The organism is Paraburkholderia aromaticivorans, from assembly GCF_012689525.1.
GTDB classification, from domain to species: Bacteria; Pseudomonadota; Gammaproteobacteria; order Burkholderiales; family Burkholderiaceae; genus Paraburkholderia; species Paraburkholderia aromaticivorans_A.
This window is the reverse complement of the sequence record NZ_CP051516.1, coordinates 3355966-3371402: the sequence shown is the minus strand read 5'-3', so window position 1 is coordinate 3371402 and position 15437 is coordinate 3355966. Positions and strand designations below refer to the sequence as shown.

At 62.2% G+C, this 15437-nt stretch carries 13 protein-coding genes; 10 read left to right on the top strand and 3 right to left on the bottom strand.

All coding sequences use genetic code 11. The features are described 5' to 3' along the window. Positions 1-147 precede the first annotated feature (147 nt). The 9 genes from folP (at position 148) to phoR (ending at position 9663) form a co-directional block, all read left to right on the top strand. On the top strand, positions 148-960 hold the full coding sequence (gene folP, locus HF916_RS43295) for a dihydropteroate synthase (protein ID WP_431311470.1): 813 nt from the start codon (positions 148-150) through the stop codon (positions 958-960). A 28-nt stretch (positions 961-988) separates the two neighbouring features. Continuing rightward, positions 989-2347 (top strand): phosphoglucosamine mutase, encoded by a 1359-nt coding sequence (gene glmM, locus HF916_RS43290; RefSeq protein ID WP_168794768.1) that lies wholly within the window; start codon positions 989-991, stop codon positions 2345-2347. 486 nt (positions 2348-2833) lie between these two features. Continuing rightward, positions 2834-3865, top strand: a complete 1032-nt coding sequence (pstS, locus tag HF916_RS43285; RefSeq protein WP_168794767.1) for a phosphate ABC transporter substrate-binding protein PstS — start codon at positions 2834-2836, stop codon at positions 3863-3865. 148 nt (positions 3866-4013) lie between these two features. Then, positions 4014-5015, top strand: coding sequence for a phosphate ABC transporter permease PstC (pstC, locus tag HF916_RS43280; RefSeq protein ID WP_168794766.1), 1002 nt, complete (start codon positions 4014-4016; stop codon positions 5013-5015). Next, positions 5012-5908, top strand: a complete 897-nt coding sequence (gene pstA, locus HF916_RS43275) for a phosphate ABC transporter permease PstA (RefSeq protein WP_168794765.1) — start codon at positions 5012-5014, stop codon at positions 5906-5908. Before pstC ends, pstA begins: the two co-directional genes overlap by 4 nt. Positions 5909-5925: 17 nt before the next feature. Further along, a complete protein-coding gene (pstB, locus tag HF916_RS43270; RefSeq protein WP_106283721.1) occupies positions 5926-6774 on the top strand; it encodes a phosphate ABC transporter ATP-binding protein PstB in 849 nt (282 codons plus the stop codon). A gap of 28 nt (positions 6775-6802) precedes the next feature. Beyond that, the gene (gene phoU / locus HF916_RS43265) at positions 6803-7507 is read left to right on the top strand and encodes a phosphate signaling complex protein PhoU (protein WP_168794764.1); all 705 of its coding nucleotides are present in this window, start codon (positions 6803-6805) and stop codon (positions 7505-7507) included. Between the two features lie 26 nt (positions 7508-7533). Beyond that, positions 7534-8235 carry a phosphate regulon transcriptional regulator PhoB gene (gene phoB, locus HF916_RS43260; protein ID WP_006051991.1) on the top strand — a complete coding sequence of 234 codons (702 nt, stop codon included), beginning with the start codon at positions 7534-7536 and terminating at the stop codon, positions 8233-8235. 114 nt (positions 8236-8349) lie between these two features. Beyond that, the gene (gene phoR / locus HF916_RS43255; protein ID WP_168794763.1) at positions 8350-9663 is read left to right on the top strand and encodes a phosphate regulon sensor histidine kinase PhoR; all 1314 of its coding nucleotides are present in this window, start codon (positions 8350-8352) and stop codon (positions 9661-9663) included. A gap of 89 nt (positions 9664-9752) precedes the next feature. On the opposite strand, the gene ppk1 is transcribed toward phoR, so the two are convergent. Continuing rightward, the gene (gene ppk1, locus HF916_RS43250) at positions 9753-11816 is read right to left on the bottom strand and encodes a polyphosphate kinase 1 (RefSeq protein WP_168795846.1); all 2064 of its coding nucleotides are present in this window, start codon (positions 11814-11816) and stop codon (positions 9753-9755) included. Between the two features lie 200 nt (positions 11817-12016). Here ppk1 and HF916_RS43245 point away from each other — a divergent pair, with 200 nt between their 5' ends. Next, entirely contained in the window at positions 12017-13642 is a 1626-nt protein-coding gene (locus tag HF916_RS43245) for a Ppx/GppA phosphatase family protein (protein WP_168794762.1), read from the top strand. A gap of 114 nt (positions 13643-13756) precedes the next feature. On the opposite strand, the gene HF916_RS43240 is transcribed toward HF916_RS43245, so the two are convergent. Together HF916_RS43240 and sixA are read right to left on the bottom strand one after the other, a co-directional pair. Continuing rightward, entirely contained in the window at positions 13757-14569 is an 813-nt protein-coding gene (locus HF916_RS43240; protein ID WP_132373621.1) for a GNAT family N-acetyltransferase, read from the bottom strand. Positions 14570-14898: 329 nt separating this feature from the next. Further along, positions 14899-15357 (bottom strand): phosphohistidine phosphatase SixA, encoded by a 459-nt coding sequence (sixA, locus tag HF916_RS43235; protein WP_168794761.1) that lies wholly within the window; start codon positions 15355-15357, stop codon positions 14899-14901. Positions 15358-15437 lie beyond the last annotated feature (80 nt).

Sequence of the window (15437 nt, the reverse complement as noted above, 5' to 3'; positions counted from 1 at the left end):
GGCCGGTGTGTTTCACACCGGCCCGTTTTGCATTTATCCGTTTGCGTAAAGCACCACCACGTGTCGAAAGTCGAATTCCCTTTTCTGCCTATTCCCGAGCCGCTGCAGTGCGGCCGCTTCAAGCTGACCTTCGAACGCCCGTTGGTCATGGGCATTCTGAATGTCACTCCCGATTCTTTTTCCGACGGCGGCAACTACACGATGCGCGGCGATGCGTTGCGCCAGGCCGAGCGTATGATGCTCGACGGCGCGGACATCATCGATATCGGTGGCGAGTCGACGCGTCCGGGCGCGCCGCCGGTGCCGCTCGACGAAGAGCTGGAGCGGGTGATCCCGCTCGTCGAGCAACTGCGCGGCGCGAATGTGCCCTTGTCGATCGACACTTACAAGCCCGAAGTGATGCGCCACACGTTGGCCGCCGGCGCCGATCTCATCAACGACATCTGGGGCTTCCGGATGCCTGGCGCAATCGACGCGGTGCGCAACAGTGAATGCGGCCTGTGTGTCATGCACATGCTCGGCGAGCCGCAGACCATGCAGCTCGGTGAGCCTGTCTATGATGATGTGGTGAGCGAAGTTCGCGATTTTCTCGAGGAGCGTGTCGCGGCACTCAAGCAGGCGGGCATTGCGCGTGCTCGTATCAGCGTGGATCCAGGTTTCGGCTTCGGCAAGACCGTAGTCGAGCATAATTACACGCTGCTCGCGCACCTGCCGGATACGGCGCCGCGAGCTGAGCCGCCGTATCCCATTCTTGCCGGCATGTCGCGCAAGTCGATGGTCGGCGCGGTGGTGGGACGCCCGGCGCCGGAACGCGTCGCGGGCAGCATTGCGGCGGCGGTGTGCGCCGCTGAACGGGGCGCTGCGATTCTGCGCGTGCACGACGTCGCGCAAACAGTAGATGCATTGAAAGTATGGGCAGCCATGCGCGATGCGGCGAAGCACAGCCGCGCGCGCGGTTGAACCCACAAGCCAAAGAGGAAGATTAAACATGGCACGTCGTTATTTCGGAACGGACGGCATTCGGGGCAAAGTCGGCGAAGGACCTATCACGCCGGAGTTTGTATTGCGGCTCGGCTATGCGGCCGGCAAGGTGTTGGCAGGCGCGGACCGGTGGGCCAAAACGGGCACTCGGCCAACCGTGTTGATCGGTAAAGACACGCGGGTGTCGGGCTACATGCTCGAAGCCGCGCTCGAGTCGGGTTTCTCCGCGGCGGGTGTGGATGTGATGCTGGCCGGCCCGATGCCGACTCCCGGCATCGCCTACCTGACGCGTGCGTTGCGGCTCGCCGCAGGCGTGGTCATCAGTGCATCGCATAACCCGTACTACGACAACGGCATCAAATTTTTCTCCGCCGACGGCAACAAGTTGCCTGACGAAGTGGAAGCGCAGATCGAGGAGCAACTCAATCTGCCGCTCGCCTGCGCGGCATCCGAGCAACTCGGCAAGGCGCGGCGTCTCGACGACGCGGCAGGCCGCTACATCGAGTTCTGCAAGAGCACGTTCCCGGCGGCGTTCGATCTGCATGGCCTGAAGCTGGTGGTCGACTGCGCACACGGCGCCGCGTATGACGTCGCGCCGCACGTATTCCACGAACTCGGCGCCGAAGTAATTCCGATTGGCGTCGCGCCGAACGGCTTCAACATCAACGACGGTGTCGGCGCGACCGCACCGGATGCGCTGGTGCGTGCCGTGCGCGCGAATCATGCGGATCTGGGCATCGCGCTCGATGGCGACGCCGACCGTCTGCAGGTGGTCGACGCCGCAGGGCGCCTGTATAACGGCGACGAACTGCTGTACATCCTGGTCAAGGATCGTGTCGCGACCGACGGCAAGGTGGACGGCGCAGTCGGCACCTTGATGACGAACATGGCGGTGGAAGTGGCGCTGCAGGAAGCCGGCGTGAAGTTCGTCCGCGCGGCGGTCGGCGACCGCTACGTGCTCGAGCAGTTGCGCGAACACGGCTGGCAACTCGGAGCCGAGGGCTCCGGCCATATTCTTTCGCTCGACCGCCATTCCACGGGCGACGGCATTGTCTCCGCGTTACTGGTGCTGGCGGCCATGAAGCGCAGCGATAAAACGCTCGCCGACCTGCTCGACGGCGTCACACTGTTCCCGCAGAAGCTGATCAACGTGCGCATGAAGCCCGACGCGGACTGGAAGAGCAGCGACGTGATCCGCCGCGCCATCGCCAAGGCCGAGAGCGCGCTGAACGGCCGCGGCCGCGTGCTGATTCGCGCGTCCGGCACCGAGCCGGTGCTGCGCGTGATGGTGGAAGCGGAAAATGTCGCCGACGCGCTTCATCATGCGGAATCGATTGCCGACGCTGTGAAAGAGGCTACGGCGTAAGCCACGAGTCTTGCGGCGCAGCACGGCGGGACGATAGCCATATCGTTCCGCCGCCGGCAATGTGCAATTCGGCACTCGCAACCGCCACGCTCCAAACGCAGCGCGTCATTCATCATTCGCCATGTGCCGCTCCCAGGTGTCGCGCGTCGTTAATTCCGACGGCTAGCCACCCAAAAGGCACGGCGCCGAACCCTCAGCCAGACGCCAGCCACCATCCCACCCGCGGCCCATTGCCGCACCACCCGCGCCACATCTCTTGCCCCGAACACGCACCCGCAAACGTTCGCGCCTATCTTTTTCGCCTAATCTGTAGAGCGACGCTCCGAACTTCGCGAAACCGGCGATTTCTCCGTTCAAACGCCTTTCAAGTCTGTAACCCCACTGTCACATCCGTTTCACGTTAAGTCACGTTACTGTCACAAAGAGACCCTAAGCTTCGCGGTGTTCGTGTTACTCGCTCACACCGCTCACACCTTTGGAGGTCTCATGAAATTGATGCAAACCGTGTTCGCTGGCGTCGCTGGCGCGCTTTTCGCGATCGCAGCGCAAGCCGCAGACATCACCGGCGCGGGCAGCACCTTCGCAGCACCGATTTACACGAAGTGGGCCGACTCGTATCAGAAGTCCGGCGGCGGCAAGGTTAACTATCAAGGCATCGGTTCGTCGGGCGGCGTGAAGCAGATCGTCGCGAAGACCGTCGACTTCGCCGGTTCGGACGCTCCGCTGAAGGACGACGAACTCGCCAAGGAAGGCCTGTTCCAGTTCCCGACGGTGGTCGGCGGCGTGGTGCCGGTCGTCAACGTGCCGGGCGTGAAGCCGGCTGAACTGACGCTGTCGGGCGAAGTGCTCGGCGACATCTACCTGGGCAAGATCAAGAAGTGGAACGATCCGGCGATCGTTGCGCTGAATCCGAAGGTCAAGCTGCCGGATACCGACATCGCCGTGGTTCGCCGCGCCGATGGTTCGGGCACCAGCTTCATCTGGACGAACTATCTGTCGAAGGTCAACGCGGACTGGAAGGCGAAGGTCGGTGAGGGTTCGACGGTCGCCTGGCCGACGGGCACGGGCGGCAAGGGCAACGACGGCGTCGCAGCCTTCGTGCAACGTCTGCCGGGCGCAATCGGCTACGTGGAATGGGCGTACGCGAAGCAGAACCACATGACGTATGTCGCGCTGAAGAACTCGTCGGGCACGGTGGTCGAGCCGAAGTCGGACACCTTCAAGGCAGCGGCAGCCGGCGCGGACTGGTCGAAGTCGTTCTATCAGATCCTGACGAACGAGCCGGGCAAGAACGCATGGCCGATCGTCGGCGCGACGTTCGTGCTGGTTCACACCACGCAAGAGAAGGCGCCGCAAGGCAGCGAAACGCTGAAGTTCTTCGACTGGGCGTTCAAGAACGGCACGCAAGCCGCAAACGATCTGGACTACATCTCGCTGCCGGATTCGGTCGTGTCGGAAATCCGCACGCAGTGGAAGTCGAAAGTGAAGGACGCTTCGGGCAAGGCAATCGCCGAGTAAGTGGAGCAATAAACGAAACGCTCGGCATCCGCAGTACGTAACACGTTGGCCGTCCTCATGCGAGGACGGCCAATGGCTTTAAACCCCGGCATTACCGGCCGCACGACACGTGTCATACGGCAACTGGAAACAGGTCCATCAGGCTCTCATGTCCGATATCCAATTAGCGTCCGGCGCGAGCAGGTCGACCCCGCCCGGCAGCGCGTCGCAGCAGAAAGCGCCCAGCCGCGCCGGCGACGTGATCTTCGGCGGTCTCGCGCGGCTCGCCGCCATCATTACCCTGTTGCTGCTCGGCGGCATCATCGTGTCGCTGGTCGTCGCGTCCATGCCGTCGATCAAGCAATTCGGTCTCAGCTTCCTGTGGACCGCCGACTGGGATCCACCCAGCAAGCAATTCGGCGCCCTGGTGCCGATCTACGGCACGATCGCCACGTCGATCATTGCACTCATCATCGCGGTGCCCGTCAGCTTCGGCATCGCGCTTTTCCTGACGGAACTCGCGCCCGCGTGGCTGCGCCGTCCGCTCGGCATCGCGATCGAACTGCTCGCCGCGATTCCGTCGATCGTGTACGGCATGTGGGGTCTGCTGGTGTTCGCGCCGATCTTCGCGACGTACTTCGAAAAGCCGCTCGGCGCGGTGCTCGGCGGCATTCCGGTCATCGGGGCGCTGTTTCAGGGTGCGCCGATCGGCATCGGCATTCTGTGCGCCGGCGTCATACTTGCGATCATGATCATTCCGTACATCGCCTCGGTGATGCGCGACGTGTTCGAAGTCACGCCGGTTCTGCTGAAGGAGTCGGCATACGGCATCGGCTGCACGACGTGGGAAGTGATGTGGAAGATCGTGCTGCCCTTCACCAAGAGCGGCGTGATCGGCGGCGTGATGCTGGGTCTGGGCCGTGCGCTCGGCGAGACGATGGCTGTCACCTTCGTGATCGGCAACACCAATCTGCTGGATAACGTCTCGCTCTTTTCGCCGGGCAATAGCATTACGTCAGCGCTCGCCAACGAATTCGCCGAAGCGGATCCGGGCCTGCATACGTCGGCGCTGATGGAACTCGGTCTCATCCTGTTCGTGATTACTTTCATCGTGCTGGCGATCTCCAAGATCATGCTGCTTCGCCTCGAAAAAGGGGAGGGCGCGAAATGAGCCAGCCCACTTTGAATATGCCGGGTTCGAACGACGCCGTCGCGCTCGAAGCGATGCGTGTGCGTCTGCAAGGCCGCCGCCGCATGAAGAACGCGCTCGCGCTGACCATGTCGCTCGCCGCGATGGCGTTCGGTCTGCTGTGGCTGATCTGGATTCTGTACACGACCTTGCGTCTGGGTATCGGCGGCCTGTCGATCGAGATGTTCACGCAATCGACGCCGCCGCCGAACACCGATGGCGGCGGTCTGGCCAACGCGATCGTCGGCAGTCTGATGCTAGTCGGACTCGCGACTTTTGTCGGCACGCCGATCGGTATTCTGGCCGGCGTCTATCTCGCCGAATACGGCCAGAAGGGCTGGCTCGCGAGCCTCACGCGTTTCATCAACGACATTCTGCTGTCAGCGCCTTCGATCGTGGTCGGCCTGTTCGTCTACGCGCTGGTCGTGGCGAAGATGGGCCACTTCAGCGGCTGGGCCGGCGTATTCGCGCTCGCCTTGCTGCAGATTCCGATCGTGATCCGCACCACGGAAAACATGCTGAAACTGGTGCCGAACGCACTGCGTGAAGCGGCTTTCGCACTCGGCACGCCGAAGTGGAAGATGGTGCTGTCGATCACGCTGAAGGCTTCCATCGCGGGTATCGTCACCGGCGTGTTGCTCGGCGTGGCGCGTATCGCAGGCGAAACCGCACCGCTGCTCTTCACGGCGCTGTCGAATCAGTTCTTCTCGATGGACATGGGCCAGCCGGTCGCGAACCTGCCGGTCACGATCTACAAGTTTGCGATGAGCCCGTTCGCGCAGTGGCAATCGCTCGCGTGGGCCGGCGTCTTCCTGATCACGCTCGCGGTGCTGGGACTGAACATCCTCGCGCGCACGATCTTCTCGAACAAGTAAGGGCGGAGTGTAATCCGATGAATATGGCAGAAACTCAACTCAATCCGATCGCGCGTCCCACTGCGCCCGCCGGTTTCGATCCCGCCCAGAGCGGCCAGTCGCAGGCGCCGTCGCGCCCGAAGATCGAGATCAACGATCTGAACTTCTTCTACGGCAAGTATCACGCGCTGAAGAACATCAACCTGCAGATTCCCGAAGGCAAGGTGACCGCGTTCATCGGCCCGTCGGGTTGCGGAAAGTCCACGCTGCTGCGTACGCTGAACAAGATGTACGCGCTCTATCCGGAGCAACGCGCCGAAGGTGAAATCCTGATGGACGGCGAAAACCTGTTGACCTCCAAGCGCGATATCTCGCTGCTGCGCGCGCGGATCGGCATGGTGTTCCAGAAGCCGACGCCGTTTCCGATGTCGATCTACGACAACATCGCGTTCGGCGTGAAGATGTTCGAAACGCTGCCGCGCTCGGAGATGGACGACCGCGTCGAATGGGCGCTGACCAAAGCCGCGCTGTGGAACGAAGTGAAGGACAAGCTCGGCCAGAGCGGCTACGGTTTGTCGGGCGGTCAGCAGCAGCGTCTGTGCATTGCGCGCGGCATTGCGATCCGTCCGGAAGTGCTCCTGCTCGACGAGCCGTGCTCGGCGTTGGACCCGATTTCGACGGGCCGTATCGAAGAGCTGATCGCCGAATTGAAGAGCGACTACACGGTGGTGATCGTCACGCACAACATGCAACAGGCGGCCCGCTGTTCGGACTACACTGCCTATATGTACCTCGGCGAGTTGATTGAATTCGGCGACACCGAAAAGATCTTCATCAAGCCGGTCCGCAAGGAAACCGAGGACTACATCACTGGCCGCTTCGGTTAACACGCCGAGCAAAACAAGGGAGTACGACATGTCCGATAAACACCTGTCCAGCCAGTTCGACGCCGACCTGAATCTGGTTTCCTCCAAGGTGCTCGAAATGGGCGGCCTGGTCGAATCGCAGATCGTCAACGCCATGCGAGCGCTCAACGAATTCGATCTCGACATCGCCGAACAGGTGATCGTCGCGGAAGATCGTCTGAACAAGATGGAAGTGGAAATCGACGAAGAGTGCAGCAACATCATCGCGCGCCGTCAGCCGGCCGCGCGTGATCTGCGTCTGCTGATCGCGATTTCGAAGACCATCACGAATCTCGAGCGCGCCGGCGACGAAGCCGAAAAAATCGCCAAGCGCACCAAGCGTTTGATGGAAGACGGTGCCTCGCGCACCATCAATATCGCCGAAATCAAGTTGTCCGGCGAAATGGCGGTGTCGATTCTGCGCCGCGCGCTGGACGCGTTCGCGCGCCTCGATACGGTCGCCGCCGCGCAGATCGTGCGCGACGATAAAGCGATCGACGAAGAATTCCGCGCCTTCGTGCGCAAGCTGATTTCGTACATGACCGAAGATCCGCGTTCGATCTCGGTGGGCCTCGACTTCCTCTTTATCGCCAAGGCGATCGAGCGGATCGGCGACCACGCGAAGAACATCGCCGAATTCATCATTTACATCGTGAAGGGTACGGACGTGCGGCACAAGTCGCGTGACGCGCTCGAACGCGAAGCACTCAGTTAATCCAGAGATAAGGACCAGAGGTGCCGATGCCCAGCAGCATTCTCGTCATTGAAGATGAGCCCGCCATTTCCGAACTGATTTCGGTCAATCTTCAACACGCCGGACACTGCCCGATTCGCGCGTACAACGCGGAGCAGGCGCAGAATCTGATCAGCGACGTATTGCCCGACCTCGTCCTGCTCGACTGGATGTTGCCGGGTAAATCGGGCATCGCGTTCGCTCGCGATCTGCGCAACAACGAGCGCACGAAGCATATCCCGATCATCATGCTGACCGCGCGTGGCGACGAGCAGGACAAGGTGCTCGGCCTCGAAATCGGCGCCGACGACTACGTCACCAAGCCGTTCTCGCCGAAAGAACTGATGGCGCGCATCAAGGCGGTGTTGCGCCGCCGTGCGCCGCAGTTGACCGAGGACGTGGTCGCGATCAACGGTCTCAAGCTCGATCCGGCAACCCACCGCGTGGCAGCGCATGCCGAAGGCAGCGAGATCAAGCTGGATCTCGGTCCGACGGAATTCCGCCTGCTGCACTTCTTCATGACGCACCCGGAGCGCGTGCACAGCCGCACGCAACTGCTCGATCAGGTGTGGGGCGATCACGTGTTCGTCGAGGAGCGCACGGTGGACGTGCATATCAAGCGCCTGCGCGCGGCGCTCAAGCCGGCCGGGTGCGATGCTATGATTGAGACGGTACGCGGCAGCGGCTACCGGCTTGCGAAGAGCGCCTGACGCTTGCTCAACGGTGGCGGTATGCGAGCCACCTGCGTCATACGTCATCTTCGCAACGATAGGCGCCGCGATTCCCATCCTGGCGCATAGGCTTTTCTCTTCGATCGCTAGACCATGAACATCATCTGGGCGCGCTCCATCGTGTCGGTCGTGCTGCTGGCTGTTCTGTGCGTGGTGGTCGGCGCACTCGTGAACGTCAAGGCAGCGCTCGTCCTCGCGATTGTCATGCTGCTCGCGCAGAGCCTTTTCAGCACCTTTCATAAACAGCGTCTGTGGCGTTTGCTCGACGCGCCGGTTTACGGCGAAGTGCCGAGCGCCCCCGGCATCTGGGGCGAAATCTACTACCGTCTGCACAAGCTCGCGAAGCGCTGGCACGCCCAGGTGCGCCAGGTCGAGCAGCAGCATTCGCGTTTCATTCAGGCGATCCAGGCCTCGCCGAACGGCGTGGCGATGCTCGACGATCACGATCAGATCGAGTGGTGCAACGCGATCTCCGAACTCCATTTCGGCCTCGATGCAAAACGCGATCTGCGTCAGCACATCACGCATCTGGTGCGTCAGCCGGACTTCGTTCGCTATCTGAATTCGCACCGCTACGAAGAAATGCTGATCATGCGCGGCATGGGCGAGAAACGGCAGAATGTGCTCTCGGTGCAGGTGTTTCCGTACGGCGAAAATCGCAAGCTGGTGCTCTCGCAAGACATCACCGAACTTGAGCGGACCGACGCGATGCGGCGCGACTTCGTCGCCAACGTCTCGCATGAACTGAAGACGCCGCTCACGGTGCTCTCAGGTTTTCTGGAAACTATGCGCGAGTTGCCGTTGAGCGAGGGCGAACGTTCGCGCTATCTGGAACTCATGGAGCAGCAGGCTTCGCGCATGCGCCATATCGTCAGCGATCTGCTGGTGCTCGCCAAACTCGAAGGCGACAATAAGCCGCCAAGCGATCAGATGATCGATATGCGCGCGGTGTTGCGGCATCTGCGCGACGACGCGGAAAACCTGTCGAGCGATCATCACAAGATCGTGTTCGATGCCGACGAAGGGCTCACCGTCACCGGCGTTGAAACGGAAATTCTCAGTGCGTTCGGCAATCTCGTCACGAACGCGATCCGCTACACGCCGGACGGCGGCGCGATCAAGGTGGGTTGGCGCGCGCAGGGCGGCAATGCGGTATTTTCCGTGACGGACAGCGGACTCGGCATTCCTTCTGCGGACATTCCGCGGCTGACGGAGCGTTTCTATCGCGTCGATCGTAGCCGTTCGCGCGACACCGGCGGCACCGGTCTTGGACTCGCGATTGTCAAGCATGTGCTGCAGCGGCACGATGCGCAGCTCGACGTGAAGAGCGAGGAGGGACGTGGCAGCACGTTCACCGTGCGCTTCCCGGCGTATCGCACGGCGCGTCGGCAGCCGGCGCCGGCTTGAACGTGGGCGCATCGGCATGAAAAAAACCCGCACGTAGCGGGTTTTTTACGCGTGTCACTGTCTCGCCGAAGCGAGCGCAATCGCTAACGTTACGAACAGAATTTCCCCAACAGGCTCATCTGCGCGTTGCGCGAGGACTTGCCCGGCCGGCGGCGCCGATAATGGCCGTCGCTTTGCATTAACCACGCGGATTGATTGTCGCCGAGGAATGCCGACAGACCTTCAGCGATCACACGCCGCTTCAAACGGCGGTTGTTGATCGGGAACGCCACTTCAACACGCCGGAAGAAGTTGCGGTCCATCCAGTCGGCGCTCGACAGATAGACCTGCTCCTTGCCGCCGTCGTAGAAATAGAAAATGCGATGGTGTTCGAGAAAGCGTCCGACGATCGAGCGCACCGTGATGTTCTCCGACAGCCCCGCCACACCCGGCTGCAACGAACACACGCCACGCACGATCAGATCGATTTTCACGCCGGCCTGCGCGGCTTCGTACAGCTCGGCGATCACCGTGGGTTCGAGCAGCGCATTCATCTTCGCGACGATGCGTGCTTTCTTGCCGGCGCGCGCATGCTCGGCTTCGGCGCGAATCGCTTCGACCAGTTTCGGATGCAGCGTGAACGGCGATTGCCACAACTCGTGCAGCTTCAGTTCCCCGCCGATGCCGGTCAGTTGCTGGAACACGTGATGCACGTCTTCGCAGATTTTCTGGTCGGCGGTCATCAGGCCGAAGTCGGTGTAAAGACGCGCCGTGCGCGGATGATAGTTGCCGGTGCCGAGGTGCACATAGCGCTTGAGCGTAGTCTTGCCGCCCACCGACACGCGCCGCACGATCAACATCATCTTCGCGTGGCACTTGTGGCCCACCACGCCGTACACCACGTGCGCGCCGACCGCTTCGAGCTGCGAGGCCCAGTTGATGTTGGTTTCTTCGTCGAAGCGCGCGAGCAGTTCGACCACGACCGTGACTTCCTTGCCGTTGCGCGCGGCTTGCATCAACGCGTCCATCAGCGGCGAATCGGTGCCGGTGCGATAGATGGTCTGCTTGATCGCGACCACGTTCGGGTCTTTAGCCGCCTGCAGCAGCAGTTCGAGCACCGGCTGAAAGCTCTCGTACGGATGATGCAGCAGCACGTCGCCCTGATCGATCACGTCGAACATGCTGGCGCTGTTGGCAACCCGCTGCGGAATCGCGGGAATGTGCGGCACGAACTTCAGATCGGGGCGGTCCACCATCTCCGGCAATTGCATCAACCGCACCAGATTGACGGGTCCGTCGGCGTAATAGCAGTCCTTGTTGGACAGGCCGCTTTCGTCGAGCAGGCGCCGCACGACATGCGTGGGCGTTTCCGCCGACACTTCGAGCCGCACCGCGTTACCCAGATGCCGCGCCGGCAATTCGCCCTGCAACGCGACACGCAGATTGGTGATTTCATCTTCGTCGACGAACAGTTCGCTATTGCGCGTGATGCGAAACTGATTGCAACTGCGCACCACGAGGTTAGGAAACAGCTCGCCGACAAAGCGTTGCAACAGCGAGCTCAGCAGCACGAAGCCATGCGGATAGCCCGACAGTTCCTGCGGCATGCGCACGAGCCGCGGCAGCGCGCGGGGCGCCTGCACGATGCCCATCATCGCCTGACGGCCGAAGGCGTCCTTGCCTTCCAGCTCGACGACGAAGTTCAGGCTCTTGTTGAGCACGCGTGGAAACGGATGCGCCGGATCGAGGCCGATCGGCGTGAGCACGGGCAACAGTTCGTCGAAGAAGTAGTTGCGCGCCCATTCGGTCTGCGCTTCGTTCCACGCTTCCGTGCCGTGAAAATAGATGCCTTCTGCTTCGAGCGCGGTGAGCACCGTGTCGTGCAGCATGGTGTATTGACGATGCACGAGCTTCTGCGCGCGTTCGACCACGAGGTCGTACACGTGCTGTAGCGACATGCCGTCCGGCGACAGTGCGCCGGGGTTGTCGCGCATCTGTTCCTGCAGTCCAGCCATGCGGACTTCGAAGAATTCGTCGAGATTGCTACTGGTGATGCAGATGAAACGCAGACGTTCGAGCAAAGGGACGGCTGGGTCGGCAGCTTGTGCCAACACACGCTCGTTGAAACCCAGAATGCCCAGCTCGCGATTCAATAAGGGGTAGCGGATGGACATCGGCAGCGAGAATGGAATGTCAGGAAGAGAGGCGGAAAGACGCTCGGAAATTCTCACAGTATGATGACGTTGTTATGACATTCTTAATTTTTTATTCTACGCCGTAATCGCCGCGTGTCGTCAATATGACGCAGTCGGTATGGGACCATTGGGCACCCCCATTGCTGCGAGGTGACATCGTGAGGCCCGGTACGCTTAGAATGGCGTCTTTGAACAGCGCGGCCGGCCATAAGGCGCCCAGGGCACCCGATGGACACGGAGCGTTCCCCGCATCCAACGCCGCCGCGCTCGCGCGCATGGAGTCTGCTCACCCGATGGTCAATACTCCGCAACTCCTCGCTGCCGTCGATCTCGGCTCGAACAGCTTCCGGCTGATCGTGGGCCGGGTCGAGGAAACCGACGCGGGCAGCCAGATCTATCAGGTCGATGCCTTGCGCGAGCCGGTGCGTCTGGCCGCCGGACTGTCGCGCGACAAGATGCTCGACCGTGCTTCGCAGGTGCGCGGCTGGGACGCGCTCAAGCGTTTCGGCGAGCGTCTTCGCGACTTCCATCCCGATCACGTTCGCGCGGTCGCCACCAATACATTGCGCATCGCCAAGAACGCCGGCGAATTTCTCGGCGAGGCGCAAGCCGCGCTCGGTTTCCCGATCGAAGTGATTGCCGGGCGTGAAGAAGCGCGCCTGATCTACGCGGGCGCAGCACACTCCGTGCCCGCGAGTCCGGGCAAACGTCTCGTGGTCGACATCGGCGGCGGCTCGACGGAATTCATCATCGGCTCGCATTACACGCCCATCAAGATGGAGAGCCTGTATATCGGCTGCGTGAGCCATAGCCGGGCGTTTTTCCCCGCCGGCAACGTCGACGAATACACGATGCGTCAGGCCGAACTCGCCGCGGGCCGCGAAATCCAGATCATTTCCGCCGAGTACAAGAAAACCGGGTGGGATCAGGCGATCGGCTCATCGGGCACCGCGCGCGCCTTGGCCGAACTGGTCGAGGCGAACGGCTTCAACGATCCGGGCGTCACGCACGGCATCTCGCGTGGTGGCCTCGAACGGCTCAAGCGCGCGTTGATCAAGGCGGAGAACGTCAATCGGCTGAAGCTCGTCGCGTTGAAGGGCGATCGTATTCCGGTGCTGGCAGGCGGCCTGTCGATCATGATCGCGGTGTTCGACGAACTCGGTGTCGATTACGTCGATACGACGGACGGCGCGCTGCGCCTCGGCGTGCTATACGACCTGCTAGGCCGTTCGCAGCACGAAGACATGCGTACGGTCACGGCGGAAGGCTTCATGCGCCGCTATGGCGTGGATCGCGCGCAGGCGGGGCGCATCGGCGAACTCGCGGTGCGCTTCTACGTCCAGTTCGCGGAACCCGACGAAGAACGCCGCGTGGAAAACCGCATGTTTCTCGGCTGGGCGGCGGCGCTGCACGAAATCGGTCTGTCGATCTCGCACAGCGCATATCACAAGCATTCGGCCTATATCGCGAGCAACGCGGACATGCCGGGCTTTTCGCGCACCGATCAGGCACGGCTCGCCGCGCTCGTGCTCGGTCACGCGGGCAAGCTCGGCAAGCTGTCGCAAACGCGCGAAGTGGAGTGGCCGCTGCTGTTCTGTCTGCGGCTCGCGGCGCTGCTGTGCCGTCGGCGTGCGGATGTCGGCTTGCCGGGCATCTCGGTGGCGCAGGTCAACGGCGGTTACGAGGTGCGTTTGCCGAACGAGTGGGTGGCCAACAATCCGTTGACCGACTACAGCCTGATTCAGGAGGCCGCGGAGTGGGAGAAGGTCGGGATTCCGTATCGTGTGGTCTATACGGACGACTGAAGCCTTGCGCACTGCGCATGAATGAGAAAGCCCGGCATCTTGCCGGGCTTTTTTGTGGCCGCCTGTTTTTGTTTCGCCGACGCGCATCACAGCGCGTCGCGCGAGCGAATCCGCTCAGCGCGGCAGCGCATCGCCAAGGAAATGGCGAGCGTAACGTGCATTGATATCGGACAAGCGGAACAGCGTCAGAAAGTCCGCGGTATTGAAATCGGGATCCCATGCCGGCGCGCCGCAAATCTTCGCGCCGAGTCGCAGATAACCCTTCACCAGCGGCGGCGGTGCCACCTCGGCGCCCGTTTGCAGTTCATCGACCGGCAGCGGCGTGTGCGGAAACGCGCGATATTCCGGCGCGGTCAGCGCGTTGTCGCGCAGCGAGCAATACAGATTCGCCGCGTAGTGACCACCATCGACCATCGCCACACTCGCGCAGCCGAGCATCGTCTCGTAGCCGTTGTGCTTCATGTAAGCGGCAAGGCCCGCCCACAGCGACATGATCACGGAGCCGCTGCGATAGTCGGGATGCACGCACGAACGGCCCACTTCGACCATCTTGGCGCGCAGGTGCGTCAGGCGCGACACGTCGAATTCGCTTTCCGCATACAGACGGCCGATACGCGCGGCCTGATGCGGCGGCAACGCGCGATACGTGCCGACCACTTTCAACGTGTCGAGATCGCGCACCAGCAGGTGATCGCAGTAGGAGTCGAACGAATCGACGTCGAGACCCGCGGGGCCCGTCAGACGTGCGCCCATTTCGTCGGCGAACACGCGGTAGCGCAGACGCTGGGCTTCGCGCAGTTCTTCGTCGGTGCGCGCCCACGTGACTTGCAGGCGATGCTGGGCGGTGACCGTTTCCTCGGCGCGCGGCAGACGGCGCGACTCGAAGATCGAAGCGAGGGGCAGGGTAGGCGTCGGCAGTTCTCGCATGGGGGGTCCTGGTCGAAAAAAGGGAGATTTCTTTTTTCGCCAATGTAGTAACGCCTGGTGACGCTCGCATGGCAAAGCCATGACGATTGGATGACTGCCCGTAAGCTGCGTGCCCGCGGCTTGTAATGTCGTGAGTGGGGACGCCGAGTGTTGTTTCCGCGCGAAACGTGGGGGAATGGCGGAATGGGTGGGAGCGATTCAAGCGCCGGGACGGTAAGGTCTCGGCGATGTGGGTGACGCGTGTGATCGGTCTGGGTGGCTCGGCGGCGTTTTGTGCGGCGCGTGGGTTTTTATGGGCGCAAGCCTCGCCTGGTTGAAGCGAGTCCGGATCAGACCAGATCGGGACTCATGGCGGCGCGCAGCACGGCCTGGTCGTCGCCGTCGCGCTCACGGCTTGCGATCCACCACACGCCCGCTTTCTTCAGCGGCCAGCTCGCGTCGCTATTGCCGAGCAGCCGCGCGGCGACGTGGCCGAGCGTCGGTTGATGGCCCACGATCACCACCGTCTGCGCGATGCCCTTCGGCCAGCCCGCGGCGTTGAGCACGTCGTCCGCGCTCGCGTTGGGCGCGAGTTCACGCACGACGCGATATTGATCGCTCAGCGTCTCGGCGGTCTGGATGGTGCGCACGGCAGGGCTCGCGAGGACCACGGCGTCGTCGGGCAGGCGAGTGCGCAGCCATTTGGCGACGTTTTGCGCCTGCTTGCGGCCTCGGGTGGTGAGCGCTCGCGCGAGGTCGGTGCTGGCGATGTCTTCGGCTTCGGCGTGACGCCAGAGAATCAGATCCATGTGTGTCTCCTTGACTCTGGTTGCGGCGCTTGAGCCCGATGAGGCATGCGCCAGGTTTTAGTCACTGTCGCACGCGGGCT